The organism is Trueperella bernardiae (assembly GCF_001469025.1).
Classification (GTDB): Bacteria; Actinomycetota; Actinomycetes; order Actinomycetales; family Actinomycetaceae; genus Trueperella; species Trueperella bernardiae.
The window spans coordinates 430,130-445,919 of sequence record NZ_LNIZ01000001.1 but is presented as its reverse complement, the minus strand read 5'-3'; the positions used below and the strand labels follow the sequence as shown (position 1 = coordinate 445,919).

The 15,790-nt window shown below is 66.9% G+C and carries 15 protein-coding genes and 1 rRNA gene; all 16 read left to right on the top strand.

The window, feature by feature from the left end:
- A 5S ribosomal RNA gene (gene rrf, locus AQZ59_RS02055) occupies nt 1-116 on the top strand.
- Between the two features lie 380 nt (nt 117-496).
- Nucleotides 497-2,227: a tetratricopeptide repeat protein gene (locus AQZ59_RS09670; RefSeq protein ID WP_201783127.1), complete on the top strand. Its 1,731-nt coding sequence runs from the start codon at nt 497-499 to the stop codon at nt 2,225-2,227.
- Nucleotides 2,224-3,246: an HAD-IIA family hydrolase gene (locus AQZ59_RS02045; RefSeq protein ID WP_062612671.1), complete on the top strand. Its 1,023-nt coding sequence runs from the start codon at nt 2,224-2,226 to the stop codon at nt 3,244-3,246. The genes AQZ59_RS09670 and AQZ59_RS02045 overlap by 4 nt, the downstream gene beginning before the upstream one ends.
- The gene (locus AQZ59_RS09540; RefSeq protein ID WP_160326857.1) at nt 3,246-3,386 is read left to right on the top strand and encodes a hypothetical protein; all 141 of its coding nucleotides are present in this window, start codon (nt 3,246-3,248) and stop codon (nt 3,384-3,386) included. The genes AQZ59_RS02045 and AQZ59_RS09540 overlap by 1 nt, the downstream gene beginning before the upstream one ends.
- Nucleotides 3,387-4,220, top strand: a complete 834-nt coding sequence (locus AQZ59_RS02040; RefSeq protein ID WP_062612670.1) for a TlyA family RNA methyltransferase — start codon at nt 3,387-3,389, stop codon at nt 4,218-4,220.
- Nucleotides 4,217-5,059, top strand: a complete 843-nt coding sequence (locus AQZ59_RS02035) for an NAD kinase (RefSeq protein WP_062612668.1) — start codon at nt 4,217-4,219, stop codon at nt 5,057-5,059. The genes AQZ59_RS02040 and AQZ59_RS02035 overlap by 4 nt, the downstream gene beginning before the upstream one ends.
- Nucleotides 5,056-6,750: a DNA repair protein RecN gene (recN, locus tag AQZ59_RS02030; protein WP_062612666.1), complete on the top strand. Its 1,695-nt coding sequence runs from the start codon at nt 5,056-5,058 to the stop codon at nt 6,748-6,750. Before AQZ59_RS02035 ends, recN begins: the two co-directional genes overlap by 4 nt.
- Nucleotides 6,751-6,757: 7 nt before the next feature.
- Entirely contained in the window at nt 6,758-7,933 is a 1,176-nt protein-coding gene (gene steA / locus AQZ59_RS02025; protein ID WP_062612664.1) for a putative cytokinetic ring protein SteA, read from the top strand.
- A gap of 9 nt (nt 7,934-7,942) precedes the next feature.
- Nucleotides 7,943-8,995: a copper transporter gene (locus tag AQZ59_RS02020; protein WP_062612662.1), complete on the top strand. Its 1,053-nt coding sequence runs from the start codon at nt 7,943-7,945 to the stop codon at nt 8,993-8,995.
- Nucleotides 8,992-9,792 carry a hypothetical protein gene (locus AQZ59_RS02015; protein WP_062612660.1) on the top strand — a complete coding sequence of 267 codons (801 nt, stop codon included), beginning with the start codon at nt 8,992-8,994 and terminating at the stop codon, nt 9,790-9,792. Before AQZ59_RS02020 ends, AQZ59_RS02015 begins: the two co-directional genes overlap by 4 nt.
- Complete coding sequence (murJ, locus tag AQZ59_RS02010; protein WP_070808033.1) at nt 9,789-11,342, top strand: murein biosynthesis integral membrane protein MurJ; 1,554 nt, start codon at nt 9,789-9,791, stop codon at nt 11,340-11,342. Before AQZ59_RS02015 ends, murJ begins: the two co-directional genes overlap by 4 nt.
- Nucleotides 11,343-11,351: 9 nt before the next feature.
- A complete protein-coding gene (locus tag AQZ59_RS02005) occupies nt 11,352-11,990 on the top strand; it encodes an NUDIX domain-containing protein (RefSeq protein ID WP_062612658.1) in 639 nt (212 codons plus the stop codon).
- 170 nt (nt 11,991-12,160) lie between these two features.
- Nucleotides 12,161-12,898, top strand: a complete 738-nt coding sequence (locus AQZ59_RS02000; RefSeq protein WP_236698635.1) for a helix-turn-helix transcriptional regulator — start codon at nt 12,161-12,163, stop codon at nt 12,896-12,898.
- Nucleotides 12,898-14,337, top strand: a complete 1,440-nt coding sequence (gene sufB, locus AQZ59_RS01995) for a Fe-S cluster assembly protein SufB (RefSeq protein ID WP_062612654.1) — start codon at nt 12,898-12,900, stop codon at nt 14,335-14,337. Before AQZ59_RS02000 ends, sufB begins: the two co-directional genes overlap by 1 nt.
- Nucleotides 14,337-15,470, top strand: a complete 1,134-nt coding sequence (gene sufD, locus AQZ59_RS01990) for a Fe-S cluster assembly protein SufD (protein WP_062612652.1) — start codon at nt 14,337-14,339, stop codon at nt 15,468-15,470. Before sufB ends, sufD begins: the two co-directional genes overlap by 1 nt.
- Nucleotides 15,467-15,775, top strand: a complete 309-nt coding sequence (locus AQZ59_RS01985) for a Rieske (2Fe-2S) protein (protein WP_062612650.1) — start codon at nt 15,467-15,469, stop codon at nt 15,773-15,775. The genes sufD and AQZ59_RS01985 overlap by 4 nt, the downstream gene beginning before the upstream one ends.
- The last annotated feature ends 15 nt before the right edge of the window (nt 15,776-15,790 follow it).

The following is a 15,790-nucleotide window of genomic DNA, read 5'->3' as shown; positions in this document are numbered from 1 at the left end:
ACGGTGGCAATAGCGGTAGGGTAACGCCCGGTCCCATTCCGAACCCGGAAGCTAAGCCTACCAGCGCCGATGGTACTGCACTTGAGAGGGTGTGGGAGAGTAGGACACCGCCGTCACCAAACTTGATAGGGGAGGGGGTCTGGTCATAATTGGCCAGGCCCCCTCTCCTTTTTCATACCCCGAGCCCGACGCAACTCGTGAGTATATCGGGCTACCTTTTTCTAATCGGGTCTGGCAGGTGCCAGAGTCACGAGTTGTATCGCGAAGTGGTTTGCGCTGGGCAGGATGCTTCTGGTGGTCGTCACGGCGCGGCGGAGGACTCAAGCTTGACCGTCCGAAGCGGCGCCGTGTACGCTGCCGCACCCGCCGAGCGTCTGATCTACCGTGCAGCCGGTGTCATGCGTCTTACAGCGATCGATCGGATTCGCAGGCGCTATCTCCGGTAGGCTAGAAGCGTTGAATGCTGTTGTTTGAAAACTTAAACCGTGAGGAATCTATGTCTCAATACGATAACTCCGACAACTCCCAGCGTGGCGAGCGCCGTTCCTCTGGGTGGAACTCGGCCTCGAAGCGTTCCGGAGGTCGGCAAGGCTTTAGGTCGGATCGTGACCGTCAGGGCTCGTGGAACCGCGACCGTAATGATCGCAATGATCGGCGTGGTTCGTGGGATCGCGACGACCGCCAGGGGCGGCGCGATGATCGTGGTAATTGGAATCGCGACCGTAACGACCGCCGCGAGGGTAACTGGAACCGCGACCGCAGCGAGCGTCGTAACTGGGACCGAGATGACCGCGGTAGCAAACGTGGCAACTGGAGCCGCAATGCCGACCGCAATGATCGTTGGGGTTCCTGGGATCGCAATGAGCGCTCCGAGCGCCGTAAGGATCGTCGTCCTTCCTACCGTGATGATCGGCGTGATGATCGTGGCAAATGGAACCGAGACCGTAACGACCGTCGTGATGGTAATTGGAGTCGGGATCGCAATGACCGCCGTGATGATCGACGGGGTAATTGGAATCGTGACCGGAACGATCGCAATGACCGCCGTGGGTCCTGGGATCGCGACGGCCGCCGGCACGGCAACTGGAATCGTGAACGAGACGAGCGCCGTGAGAAGCGTTTCGACGAGGCTGGCAATCAGGAGCAGGTCCGCCGCAATGTCGAGCAGGACAGGCTTGAGATCCCTGAATCCATCACGGCGGACGCGCTCGATGCCGGTGCACGCAAGCAGCTACGCTCGCTCAACAAGGACAACGCCGAGCGCGTTGCCCGCCACCTGGTTTACGCCGGCGAGATGCTTGATATCGACCCAGAGATCGCCTATGAGCACGCACGTGCCGCCTACAAGAGCGCGGCTCGCATCGATGTTGTGCGCGAGGCACTCGGCCTTACGGCCTACGCTACAGGGCGCTACTCGGAAGCGCTGCGCGAGCTACGCACCTACCGTCGCATGAGCGACGATTACACGCACGTTCCCCTTGAGGCCGATTCCGAGCGTGGCCTGGGCCGGCCCGAGAAGGCGCTGCGCTTCATCGAGGGCATCCCGCTGCAGCGACTTAAGGCGGAGGGACAGATCGAGTTGGCACTGGTGACGTCCGGCGCGCGTGCGGAGACCGGAAACTCTGAGGGCGGCCTGTCCGTCCTGGAGAAAATCATCGTGGAGAATCTGCCGGAGGAGCTTGCCGCGCGCGTCCAGCTGATCAAGGCCGACCGCCTTGAGGAGCTCGGCCGCGCGGACGAGGCCGAGGAGCTGCGCGCCACCTGGGCGCCGATTTACGAGGGCGAGGGTGGCGACATCATGGTTGACCTCGACGACGTGCTTGACGATGTCGAGCCCGTCGCCGGAGCTGACACCACCTCGGATTCCTCCAATGAGGCTGAGTCCGCCGATGTGGAGGATCCTGAGGCCGATGAGGACTCGGAGCTCTCAGAGGCCGTCGAGGTTAACGATGCGACCGACTTCGAGGCCGAGCTTGAGGAGGAACTCGCCCAGGAGCTAGCCGACGAGCTGGAGGATAACGCCGACGAGGTCGTGCGCGATGAGCTGGTCGATCCTGAGCTCGCACCTGTTGAGGCCGACGTCGTTGAGCCTGAGGCGCCCGCGGAAGAAGCCGAAGCGGAGGCAGAAGCGGACGAAGAGTTCGTCCAGGACGACCTTTTCGGTGACGCCCTTGACGTCGCGCTCGAGGAGGACCAGGAATTGGATCTGAATGAGGAGGACGCATGAGTCTGGGAAATACTGACAAGCCGCTGATTGACGCATTCGACTACCTGTTCCTCGACCTGGACGGGGTGTGCTACCGTGGCACGCTCCCGGTAGAGAACGCGGCGGCGAGCCTCGCGCAGGCGCGTGCCAAGGGCGTGGGCCAGGCGTTCATTACGAACAACTCGATGGCATCCCCACCGTCGGTCTCGAAGAAGCTTGAGGCCGTGGGGATCGAGGCGGCAGACGAGGAGATCTACACGAGCTCACGCACGGGCGTCGCCCAGCTGCTCGAGCACGTGGCGCCCGGTTCGAAGGTGCTGCCGCTCGGCACTGAGGGCCTCTTCTACGAGCTGGAGCGCACGGACCTGCAGGTGGTGGAGTCGGCCGACGATCAGCCCGACGCGGTGATCCAGGGCCTGTCGAAGGACCTGTCGTGGCGTGAGCTGTCCGAGGCCGCGCTGGCGATCCGGGCCGGCGCGCTGTACGTGGCCACCAACCTAGATGCGACGTTGCCGCTTGAGCGCGGGCAGTACCTGGGGTGTGGGTCGATGGTGGCGGCGGTCATCCATGCCACCGGGGTCCAGCCGTTGAGCTCGGGCAAGCCCGCACCGGACATGTACCGCCTGGCGATGAAGGAGACGGCGGCGGCCAACCCGCTGTGCGTGGGCGATCGCCTCAACACCGACATCGCGGGCGCGAACGCGGGCGGCCTGCCCTCCTTGCACGTACTTACGGGCGTGAGCCAGGCGCGCGACATCATGCTCGCCATCGACTCCGAGCGCCCCACCTACCTGGCGATCGACATGTCGGACCTGAGCGAGCCGGCCCCGGCCGTCGTCGCCGAGGGCGAGGACTTCGTGTGCCGCGGGGCACGGGCGCGCCTGGAGGCCGGCCGTCTGGTGATCAACGACGCCGATGCCGCGGCCACCGTCACGCTCGACGAGTACCGGGCGGCGGTGGCGGCCGTGTGGCACGCGATCGACGAGGGCACGCCGCGCGAGGAGCTGGCGTGGCTGCCGGAGCTGAAGGTCGTGCGCTGATGAGTACCCCGATGCCGCAGCGCATCAACGTGGCCCAAACCCTCGAGGCGCTCCCTAGCAAGGAGCGCGAGGAGCAGATCGCGGACCTGGAGAAGATTCACCAGGAGCTGACGATCCGGCTGAATCGGGCGCAGGCGTAGATGGCCAAGCTCATTCGGGTGGACGCCGAGTTGGTCCGCCGCAAGCTGGCGCGTTCGCGCTCGGAGGCGGCGGACCTCATCCATGCCGGCAGGGTGTATCTCGACGGGATGGAGGTGACGAAACCGGCCCGACAGATGGACCCGGCGTTGCCGCTCGTGGTCAAGGAGGGCGAGCGGGACGATTACGCCTCGCGCGGTGCCTACAAGCTCATCGGCGCGCTCGACTACCTGGGCGCGGACGCGCCACGGGTGAAGGGGGTGCGTGCGCTGGATGCTGGCGCCTCGACGGGCGGTTTCACTGACGTGCTACTGCGCCGCGGGGCGAGTGAGGTGCTCGCTGTCGACGTCGGCTACGGCCAGTTGCTGTGGCGGCTGCGGGAGGATCCGCGCGTCGTGGTGATGGAGCGGACGAACGTGCGCACGCTCCAACCCGAGGACGTGGCGCCGGCGCCGGACCTGGTGGTGGGGGACCTGTCGTTCATTTCGCTCACCCTGGTCATTCCGGCGCTTGCCCGCTGTGCGAGTGATACGGCGGACTTCCTGCTCATGGTCAAGCCGCAGTTTGAGATCGGCAAGGAACGCCTGGGCGCGGGCGGGGTGGTGCGCGACCCGGCCCATCATGTCGAAACGGTACTCAATGTGGCGCGCTCGGGGCGCGAGTCGGGCTTGGCGGTATGCGCGGTGGCGCCCTCCCCGCTACCCGGGCCGGCGGGGAATGTAGAATACTTCTTGCACATGAAAGCCGGTGGGACCGACCTGGGTGATCGGCTCGAGGCGGCCATCGAGGACGCGGTGGCCTCGGGGCCGGCCGGCGCGCGTTGGGAGGGCCAGTGAGTGTTTGCGTAGGAGTCGTCACGCACGAGCGCCGGGACGAGGCGCGCCACGAGGCGCGGGTCGCGCGTGACCGGCTCGCCGCCGCGGGCGCCGACTCTTTCTGGGTGGACGAGGACCTGGATCGCCTTCCCGACGCCGACCTCCTGCTCGTCATCGGCGGGGACGGCACGATCCTGCGGGCCGCCGAGCTGGCCCGCCCGTACGAGACACCGATCCTCGGCATCAACTTTGGCCACGTCGGCTTCCTCGCGGAGGAGGACCCGGAGGCCTTTGACCTGGTGGTCCAGGCGGTGGTGGCGCGCAAGTGGACGGTTGACTCCCGCCTCACGATCGACGTCACGGTCACCTTCCCCGACGGCTCCACGAAGACCGACTGGGCGCTGAACGAGGCCTCGGTGGAGAAGGGCCCGCACATGCGCATGATCGAGGCCGACATCGGGGTGGACCGCCGCGGGCTGTCCTCGTTCAAGGCCGACGCCGTGCTCCTGTCCACGCCCACGGGCTCCACCGCCTACAATTTCTCCGCCGGCGGCCCGATCGTGTGGCCGGACGTGGAGGCGCTCCTACTCACCCCGATCGCGGCCCACGCGCTCTTCGCCCGGCCACTGGTGGTGTCGAAGGAGTCGACGCTCGAGGTCTACATCCGCTCCGATAACGCCGTGGTGTGGTTTGACGGGCGGCGTAACATCGAGGCGCCGGAGGGCTCGCTCATCACGGCCGTCAAGGGCGGCCACCCCGTGCGGCTCGCCCGCCTCAACGATTCGCCCTTCTCCGGGCGGCTGGTGCGCAAGTTCCACCTTCCGGTTGAGGGCTGGCGCCGACCAAAGGATGAGGCGTGATCGACGAACTGCGTATCTCGAATCTGGGCGTCATCGAGTCCGCCCACGTTGATCTTTCGCGCGGGATGACCGCGATTACGGGCGAGACGGGCGCGGGCAAGACCATGGCGCTGACCTCGCTCGGCCTGCTCATGGGAGCCAAGGCCGAGCCTCACCGGGTGCGCCAGGGCGCCACGGCTGCGAGCGTCGAGGCCACCTTCGTGGTCCGCGCCGACTCGCCGGTGGTGGAGCTGGTGGAAAACGCGGGTGGCGTCGTCGACGTCGAGGGCGACGAGGCGGCCGTGATCTTGGCGCGGCACGTGCCGGCGAAGGGACGGTCGCGCGCGTATGCGGGTGGGCAGTCGGTGCCGGTCAAGCTGCTTGAGCAGATCGCCGAGCATCTCATCACCGTCCACGGCCAGGCCGACCAGCTCAAGTTGCGTTCGGAGGCCCAGCAGCGCCACGCGCTCGACGCGTTCGGCGGGCAGAAGCTCGCCGCGGCCCGCGCAGGCTACGAGACGGCGTGGGCGGCCTCGCGGGAGAGCGAGGAGCTGCTAGCGGACTTCAAGGCGGACATGCGCCAGGCGGCCGCCGAGCGGCTGGCGCTGGAGGCGTTGGTCAAGCGGGTGGATGCCGTCGAGCCGCGCGCCGGCGAGGAGGACGAGCTCAAGGCCCGCGCGCTCGTGCTCGAGAACGTTGAGGACCTGCGTTCGGCGATGGCGGGCTCGATCGCGGCGCTGTCCGGTTCCGACGACGCCGGGGCGCTCGGCGCGATCGACGCCGCGGCCGAGCTGCTGGCGCAGGTTCGCGACGCCGACGCTGAATTGGGCGCCCTATCGGATCAGCTGCGCGAGGTCTCGTTGCTGGCCTCGGACGTGACGAACGCGCTCGGCGTGAAGCTGTCGGGGCTGGACGCCGACCCGGAGGAGCTCGACTCCATCCACGCCCGGCGCGCCGAGCTGCGCTCCCTCCAGCGTGACCTCGGGATGACGGTCGAGGAGATCCTGGCCGAGCGCGGCGCGGCCGACGCCAAGCTCGCCCAGCTCGCGGCGCCCGAGGAGCACCTGGTACAGCTCGAGGAGCAGGTGCGCGCGGCACACAAGACGCTCATGGACGCCGGTCGCAAGCTCCGGGCCGCCCGCCGCACCGCGGGCGAGAAACTCGGGGCCATGGTCACGGCCGAGCTGCACGATCTGGCCATGAAAGACGCCACATTTAGCGTTGCGGTTGAGCCGCGAGAGGAGCCGGCGCGCCACGGCATCGATTCGGTGAGCTTCCTCCTGCGCGCCCACCGCGGAGCCCCGGACCTGCCGCTCAGCGTGGCCGCCTCGGGCGGCGAGGTCTCGCGCATCATGCTTGCCCTCGAAGTCACCCTCAATGCCGACCCGCGCCCCGACCACACCTTCATCTTCGATGAGGTGGACGCTGGAATCGGCGGAAAGACGGCGCTTTCGGTGGGTGAGCGCCTGGCGAAGGTGGGACGTGCCAGCCAGGTCCTTACCGTCACCCACCTGGCACAGGTGGCGGCGTACGCGAACCACCATGTCGTGGTCGCGAAGAAGAGCGAGGGCGTGACGACCTCCACGGACGTCGTGGTGGTCGAGGGCGAGGAGCGGGTGTCGGAACTGGCGCGAATGCTGTCCGGGCACGCCGAATCGGAGGTGGCGCGCACGCACGCGGCTGAGCTCATTTCGGGTGCTGTTGTGTCATGATGAAGGCATGATGTTTAAGCGTCGTCGTGTCGAGGAGATCGCAACGGGGGAGCTCACGGGAGTCGCCCGGGTCGATTCGCGCACGAAGAATCTAGTCAAACGCCTGCGCCCAGGCGAGATCGCGGTGATCGACCATGAGGATATCGATCGCGTGGCCGCCGAGGGCCTGGTGGAAAAGCAGCCGGCCGCGGTGCTGAACGCCGCCAAGTCCACCTCGGGCCGCTACCCCAACATGGGCCCGCAGATTTTGCACGACGCCGGCATCTGGGTGATCGATAACCTGGGTTCGGGGATCATGGACATCCACGAGGGCCACTCGCTACGCATTACGCCCGAGGGTGAGGTTTACCGCGGTACCACGCTTATCAGCCACGGCGACGTGCAGACCCAGGAGACCATCGACGCGAACCAAACCACGGCCCGGGCTGGGATGACCGTGCAGCTCAAGGCGTTCGCGAACAACACGATGGAGTACCTGGAAAAGGAACAGAGCCTCATCCTGGACGGCGCGGGAATGCCGGCCGTGCGCACACAGTTTGAGGGGCGCCACGTGCTGATCGTGGTGCGCGGGCACGATTACAAGGAAGACCTGCGCACGCTGCGCCCCTACATTCGCGAGTACCGCCCGATTATCGTGGGCGTGGACGGCGGCGCCGACGCCGTGCTCGAGGCCGGATACAAGCTCGATATGGTGATTGGCGACATGGATTCGGTGTCGGATGAGGCGATCCGCTCGGGCGCCGAGGTCGTGGTGCACGCCTACCGCGACGGGAACGCGCCGGGGGAGAAGCGCGTGGAGGACCTGGGCGTGGAGCACGTGATCTTCCCGGCGGCCGGCACGTCGGAGGATATCGCGATGCTGCTGGCCGACGGCAAGGGCGCCAGCATGCTGGTTGCCGTGGGCACGCACTCGAATCTCATGGACTTCCTGGACAAGGGCAGGCGGGGCATGGCTTCGACGTTCCTGACCCGTCTTCAGGTCGGTTCGAAGCTGGTTGACGCGCGCGGCGTGAGCCGGCTCTACAGGTCGCGCATCTCGAATTGGCAGATCGCGTTGCTAATCATCGCCGGGGTGGCCGGCGTGGTCGCGGCGGTGTCCGCCACGGAGCTGGGGCGGATCGCGTTCGACCTGAGTAACGTGTGGTGGTCTGATCTGATCATCTGGATCAAGAATCTATTTTAGGGTCTCATCGTGGTTGATTTTAGGTATCACTTAGTTTCGCTCATCTCCGTCTTCTTCGCCCTCGCGATCGGGATCATCCTGGGAGCAGGGCCGTTGCAGAACTCGATCGGCAACGTGCTGCAGGGCCAGGTGGCTGACCTGCGCGTGACGAACGAGAACCTCAAGCAGGAAAACGCGGACCTCGCCCAGGCCATCGACTCCCAGGACCAGGCATTCAATGAGATCGCGCCGAGCCTGGTGGAGGGCACGCTGACGGGCCGCACTGTGGCGATCGTCGTACTACCGGGCGTGGTGGAGGCCGATGTGAGCGCGGCGCGCGCCAAGCTTGAGCTCGCGGGCGCCAAGGTGACCGGCCAGGCGAGTGTGACGGAGGCATGGACGGCGGCGTCGACGACGTCGTTCCGCTCCACCTTCTCCGACCAGATCCGCTCCTACGTGCCGGGCGTGGCCGACGACGCCGATACAAACCTGGTGCTTGCGCAGGCGCTCAACGCGCTCGTGCGCGAGGGGGCCGCCAAGCACGACACGTTGGCCGGTCTCATGACGGGCACGGACACGCCGATGCTTGCGATTGACGGCCTGGGGGAGGCCGCTGACGCGGTGCTCGTCTTCGCGCCCGACGTCGACATGCCCGCCGACGCCGACGCCGACGCGGTGGCCCAGCAGCAGTACACCACCCAGACGTTGAGCGCGCTCGTCACCGAGCTCGGCACGCGCGGGCCTGCCGCAGTGGCGGGCGCGGCGAACTCGGACACGGACGTGGTGAAGGTGTTGCGCGAGGCCGGGGCGCCGGTGTCGACGATCGACTCGCCTGACACCGTGGTCGGCCAGATCAACGCGGCGATCGCGGTGGCGAACGAACTTCGAGACCAGCTGGTCCACCTTGGCCTCGACGCGGGCGCCCAGGCGATCATGGGAGCTCGCACGGAGGCCCCCGCCCAGGCGGCGCCTGCCGAACCTGCTGAGCCTGCCGAGGAGCCCGCGGCAGAGCCGAGCGAGGATTCGCAGCCTGCCGAGGAGCCCGCTGATGCGGGGGAGTCGGACGAAGCCGATAACGCATGATGGGTGTGGCCGGCGCGATAGCCGGTAGTGTCGTGGCGCGCCACGGGCTGGCGAGGCGGCTGCCGGGCTGGGAGCGGACGAACTTCGCCGGACGGAAGGTGTCGCTGACGGGCGGTCTGGAGACGGCGGCCGGCCTGCTGGCGGGCACGCTGGTGGCCGCGCTGCCCTGTCCCGTGACGGGGATGCGGGCGGGTGCGCGGCAGTCGACAGCTACGCTTGTTGCCACGCTCGCCGCGGCCGGCGCGGGCTACATCGATGACCATCTGGAGGATCGCTTTCCCGCCCAAGGCAAGGGTTTTCACGGGCACCTGGGCGCGCTGAAAGAGGGTAAGCTGACTTCGGGCCTGCTGAAGATTGCGGCGATCGGCGCGGGCGCGCTGGGCGCGGGGGCCCTTACGGGCACGCACTCGGGGGGGAAGGCGCTGGATGCCGCCCTCATCGCGCTCAGTGCCAACTTCATCAATCTGCTCGATTTGCGCCCGGGCCGCGCCCGCAAGGTTGCCTCACTTGCAGCCTGCGCCGCCCTTCCGGCCACGCCGTTGGCGCAGGTCTCACTTGGGGCCGCGCAGGCGGGCATCCGTGAGGACCTGCTGGGGAAGAAGATGCTCGGTGACCTGGGCGCCAACGCGATCGGCGCGCACCTCGGCGTGGCACTCACCGCGCTGCCGATGCGGAGCAAGTGCGCGGCCGTTGCCGGGCTCATCGCGCTGACCGCGGCCTCGGAAAAGGTCTCCTTCTCGGCTGTCATCGAGAACACGCCGGTGCTACGCGAGTTCGATAACCTGGGCCGGGCATGATGCGCTCGGGGCGGGCACTTGCCGGGGCGGCCGGGCTGGTGGCCGCCCTCACGCTTTTCTCGCGCGTCTTCGGCCTGCTGCGCAAGCTCTCCCAATCGTGGGCCCTGTCCGATTCCGCCATCGCCACCGCCTACGACACGGCAAACACCGTGCCGAACGTGCTGTTCGAAGTGGCTGCCGGCGGCGCGCTGGCCGGCGCAGTCATCCCCATCCTGTCCCGCTTCGTCACGCGCGGGGACAAGCGGTTGGTGGGGCAGACCGCCTCCGCGCTCGCCACGTGGATTTTGAGCGTGGGCACGGGCGTTGCGGTCGTCGTGGCGCTCCTCGCTGGCCCGCTCACCGCCCTGCTCCTGCCCCAGGCCGACCCGGCCACCCAGCACCTGGCCGCGCTCTTGCTACGTGTGTTCGCCGTCCAGGTGCCGCTCTACGGGCTGTCGGTGGTGGCCACGGGCGTGCTCCACAGCCACGACCGCTTTTTCTGGCCCGCGCTCTCCCCGCTCCTGTCCTCGCTGTCGGTTACCGCGATGTTCCTGCTCTACGCCACCCGGGTGCCGGCCTTCGCCGACCCCGGGGAGCTCACGGGCGCCGACGTCGCCCTGCTGGCCTGGGGGACGACGCTCGGGGTGGTGCTTTTCTCCCTGCCCCAGCTCGCGGTGGCAGGGCGGTACGTGCGCCTGCGGCCAACCTTCACGTTCCCGTCGGGTGTGGGACGCGAGACTCTGCGCCTCGGGGCGGCCGGCCTCGGGGCGCTCGCCGCCCAGCAGATCGCCATCATCGCGATCATGCTCAGCGCCAACCACTCGGGTGATTCGGGCACGTACGCCGCCTTCAACTACGCCTACGCCATCTTCATGGTGCCTTATGCCGTGCTGGCCGTTCCCATCGCCACCGTCACCTTCCCCCGGATCTCGGCCGCGATGGGGGATCAGCTGCAGCGGCTGGTGGCCCAGTCCACGCGCTTGGTGCTCGCCATGGGGATCGTCTGCGCGGCCCTTCTCATCGTGCTTGCGCGGCCGGCGAAGATCGTGCTCGAGGTGGGGCGCGACATCGCAGGGCTCGATGCCGCCATGCGGTCGATGGCCGTGGGCCTCATCGGCTTTTCGCTGCTCTACCACGGCGTTCGGGTGCTCTACGCGCGTGGAGAGGCGCGCCGTGTCATCCTCGCCAACTCGGTGGGCTGGGGCGCCGTGGTGGTCTGCCTCGCGATCATGCACGCGGCCGGGATGGGCGGACGCACGGGAATGCTCACCGGGATCGGGATCGCCATGTCAGTGGGGCTGACGGTCGGCGGCGTGGCGGTGCTCGCCATGATCCGGGCCTCGCTCGGCCCTCAGGCCCTCGCCGGGATTGCCCGCTCCCTGCTCCTCGCCCCGGTCGTGGCCCTCGCAGGAGCGGGTGCCTGGGCACTCGTCGATTGGGTCCTCGCCGGGAGCAGCTCGATACCTGCGGCGCTGGGCGCGGCGTGCGCGGGCGGCGTCGTGATCATTGGAGCCTCCGCCGCGGCCCTGTACGCCACCGACCGCCAGGCGCTCGCCAGTCTCACGCGCTAGGCTGGAAGAGTGAAACCTGAACTGCGCGATATTCCCGCCCCGGGCCACGTCCGCCTCACCGACCGTGTGGAGCGCTTCCGCGGCCCGATTTTCACCATCTTTGACGACGAGATCGAGTTCGCGGCCGGCGACCGGGCGCGCCGGCAGTGGATGAATCACGACGACGCCGTGGCGATTGTCGCGCTACGCCCCTCGGAGTCGCCGGGGGAGGACTGGGACGTGCTCCTCATTCGCCAGTACCGCCACGCGCCGCGGCGTATCATGTGGGAAATCCCCGCGGGCCTGCGGGATGCGGAGGGGGAGGCCGAGGTGCTGACGGCCGCCCGCGAGCTGCAGGAGGAGACGGATTACGTGGCCACCTCCTGGTACCGCGTGATCAACTTCGTCACCTCGCCCGGGGTGTCGGATGAGGACCTGGGGGTGTTCCTCGCCTTCGACCTCACCCACCGGCCCTCGCCGTCCTTTACGCGACGAGAGGAGGAGGCCGAGATCGTGGTCGAGTGGTTCGGGCTGAATGCGGTCACGAACGCCGTGCTACGCCAGGAGCTGTCCAGCCCCAGCCTGGTGGCGGGCATACTCGCCGCGAACGTCTCCCTCAGCCGCGGTCTCAAGGCCGACGACGAGGTTCGCCTCCCGCTGACGAACTAGCGCTCCGACGCCCCGAGGCGCGCGCCCGCTCTCGCATGAGGGCGGCTACTTGGCGCCTTCTTCGCGCACTGCGAATGTGAATATGTACGGTGTCGCTGCCCGCGGGTCGACTTGAGATTTCACATTAAAGCAACGATCATGTTTCTTAATGGCGCAAGGAGGTGAAGCGAGTGAATGACCAAGGAACGTACGGGCAGATTCTGCGTCTGATCGTCGAACGCGGGCCGATTACCGCCGGGGAACTTGCCAAGATCCTCGTCCTCACCCCCGCGGCCGTGCGTCGCCACATCGGAGTGCTCGTGGAGGACCGCTTCATCGAAGAATACGACGCCCCGGTGCGCGCTCACGCCCGGCGCGGCCGCCCGTCGCGCAAGTACGTCGCAACCGCCGAGGGTCAGAGCCAGCTTGGCCAGGGATATTCCGACCTGGCAGGTAACGCGCTCGAGTTCGTCCGCAACGCCATGGGCGAAGAGGGCCTGGAGGCCTTCATTCAGGCGCGCGCCGAATCGCTCGTCAAGCGCTACGGGCCGATCCTCGACGCCGCCGGCACCACCCCAGCTGTCCGCGCTGCCGCGCTCACTGACGCCCTCAACCGCGACGGGTACGTGGCCACCCTGCGCCGCGGCGGGCCGAACGCGCTGGCCATCCAGATCTGCCAGGGCCACTGCCCAATCCACGAGAGCGCCGAGGACTACCCGCTCTTGTGCGAGGCAGAAACCGAGGCCTTCGCGCGCCTCCTCGACGTCCCGATTCAACGACTGTCCACCATCGCCGCGGGCGGGCACGTGTGCACCACGAATATCCCGCTCGGGCTACCCAAGAATTTGCGAACTCGTTCGCGATCGTCGCGCTCTACGGAACGCGCAACAACTACACCGCCCCACGGCGGCGTCTCGGAAGGAAACTGATGACCCAAACCGCACCGGGTACAAACGAGGGTTTGACCCAGGAAGAAACGATTGCCTCCATTGGCAATTACCAGTACGGGTGGCATGACAAGGATCCGGCAGCTGAGTCCGCTCAGCGCGGCCTGAACGAAGATGTCGTGCGCAACATTTCCGCGCTGAAGAACGAGCCGGAATGGATGCTGAACAAGCGCCTGCGTGCGCTGAAGATGTTCGAGCGTCGGCCCATGCCCACCTGGGGTGCCGACCTGACCGGCATCGATTTCGACCAGATCAAGTACTTCGTGCGCTCCACGGAGAAGACCGCCACCACCTGGGAGGACCTCCCGGAGGACATCAAGCGCACCTACGACCGCCTGGGCATCCCGGAGGCTGAGAAGCAGCGCCTGGTGGCCGGCGTCGCCGCCCAGTACGAGTCCGAGGTGGTCTACCACAAGATCCGCGAGGACCTCGAAGAGCAGGGCGTCATCTTCCTGGACACCGACACGGGCTTGAGGGAATACCCGGAGATCTTCGAAGAATACTTCGGCACCGCGATCCCGCTGGGCGATAACAAGTTCGCCTCCCTCAACTCGGCCGTGTGGTCGGGCGGCTCGTTCGTTTACGTCCCCAAGGGAGTCCACGTTGAGATCCCGCTCCAGGCCTACTTCCGCATCAACACGGAGAACATGGGCCAGTTCGAGCGCACGCTCATCATCGCCGACGAGGGCTCCTCGGTCCACTACGTGGAGGGGTGTACCGCCCCGATCTACAAGTCGGACTCGCTGCACTCCGCCGTCGTTGAAATCTTCGTCAAGAAGGACGCGCGCGTGCGCTACACGACCATCCAGAACTGGTCGAACAACGTCTACAACCTCGTCACGAAGCGCGCGATGGTCGAGGAGGGCGGCACCATGGAGTGGATCGATGGCAACATCGGTTCGAAGGTGACGATGAAATACCCGGCTGTCTACCTCATGGGCGAGCAGGCGCGCGGCGAGACCCTCTCGATCGCGTTCGCCGGCGAGGGCCAGCACCAGGACACCGGTTCGAAGATGGTGCACAACGCACCGAATACGCACAGTTCGATCGTGTCGAAGTCCGTGGCGCGCAGCGGCGGGCGCTCCTCCTACCGCGGCCTGGTCCAGGTTAACGAGAACGCGCGCCACTCGAAGTCGAACGTGCTCTGTGACGCGCTGCTGGTCGACCAGATCTCGCGTTCGGACACCTACCCGTACGTGGACGTGCGTACCGACGACGTGGAGATGGGCCACGAGGCCACCGTGTCGAAGGTGTCGGCCGATCAGCTGTTCTACCTTATGAGCCGCGGAATCGAGGAGACAGAGGCGATGGCGATGATCGTGCGCGGCTTCGTCGAGCCGATCGCCCGCGAACTCCCGATGGAATACGCGCTCGAACTTAACCGCCTTATTGCTCTTCAGATGGAAGGATCCGTTGGCTGATGACTACCATTCAACCCGCAGCGTCTCGAGCGGAGCGTTTGCTCTCCTTTAACCTGGGGGACTTCCCGGTCCCGCAGGGCACGGAGGAGGAGTGGCGCTTCACCCCGCTCGAGCGCATGGAGGACTTCTTCGCCGACGAGGTCTCCGGCGAGCTCCCGGCCATCAGTGCCTCCGAGCCGTCGTTGCTGGAGAAGGTGACGCACGACGACGACCGCCTCGGCCGCATCATGCCCCCGGAGGACCGCGTGGCCGCCCTCGCCTGGAACAGCTCGAAAGATGCCTACGTCCTCACCCTTCCGAAGGACACGAAGCTGGAGCGCGAGGTCGTGGTGACCATCAACGGCTCCGGTTTGAAGGACGTGTCGGCCCTCCACTTGCTCATCGATGCCCAGCCGTTTTCCGAGGCCACTGTTGTGGTCAACCACGTCGGCTCGGCGCGGCTCGCCGAAGGTATCGAGATCGACGTCGAGTCCGGCGCGCACCTGACCTTCGTCACGATCCAGGATTGGGACGACGACGCCGTCCACACCTCCTCCAACCGCGCCCACGTGGCCCGGGATGGCAACCTCAAGCACATCGTGGTTTCGCTCGGCGGCGACCTGGTGCGCACCACCACGTCGGTGGACTTCGGGGGCGAAAACGGCGAGGTCAACCTGCTGGGCGCCTACTTCGTGGACGCCGGCCAGCACATCGAAAACCGCCTGCTCGTGGACCACAACCAGCCCAACTGCAAGTCGAACGCCACCTACAAGGGCGCGCTGCAGGGCGATGACGCGCACTCGGTGTGGATCGGCGACGTGCTGATCCAGCCCAACGCCGAGGGCACGGACACCTATGAGCTCAACCGCAACCTGGTCCTTACCGAGGGCGCGCGCGCCGACTCCGTGCCGAACCTGGAGATCGAGACGGGCGAGATCGAGGGCGCCGGCCACGCTTCTGCCACCGGCCGCTTCGACGATGAGCAGCTGTTCTACCTGCGCTCGCGCGGCATCCCGGAGGATCAGGCGCGCCGGCTGGTAGTGCGCGGTTTCTTCGCCGAGCTCATCAACCAGATCGGCGTGGAGTCGGTGCAGTCCAAGCTCATGGAGTCCATTGAGAAGGAACTCGACATCGTGCTGGAGCTTGCCGAATGAGCGAACGGCCAATCTGCTCCGTGTCGGATGTGGCACCCGGAACCGTGGAGGGATTCACCATGGATGGCAAGGACATCGCGGTGATCCACACGGAGGCCGGGCGCTGGTTCGCCATGGATGATCAGTGCTCGCACGGGCGTTTCAAGCTCTCCCTGGGCGAGGTCTTCGATGACGAAATCGAATGCACCCGTCATGGCGCGGCTTTCAGTGTGGAAACTGGCGAGCCGCTCTCCCCACCGGCCACCGTGCCGATCCAGACCTATCCGGTGCGGGTGGACGGCGAAAGCGTCCTCCTCACGCTGTAACTATTGATCCTCAAG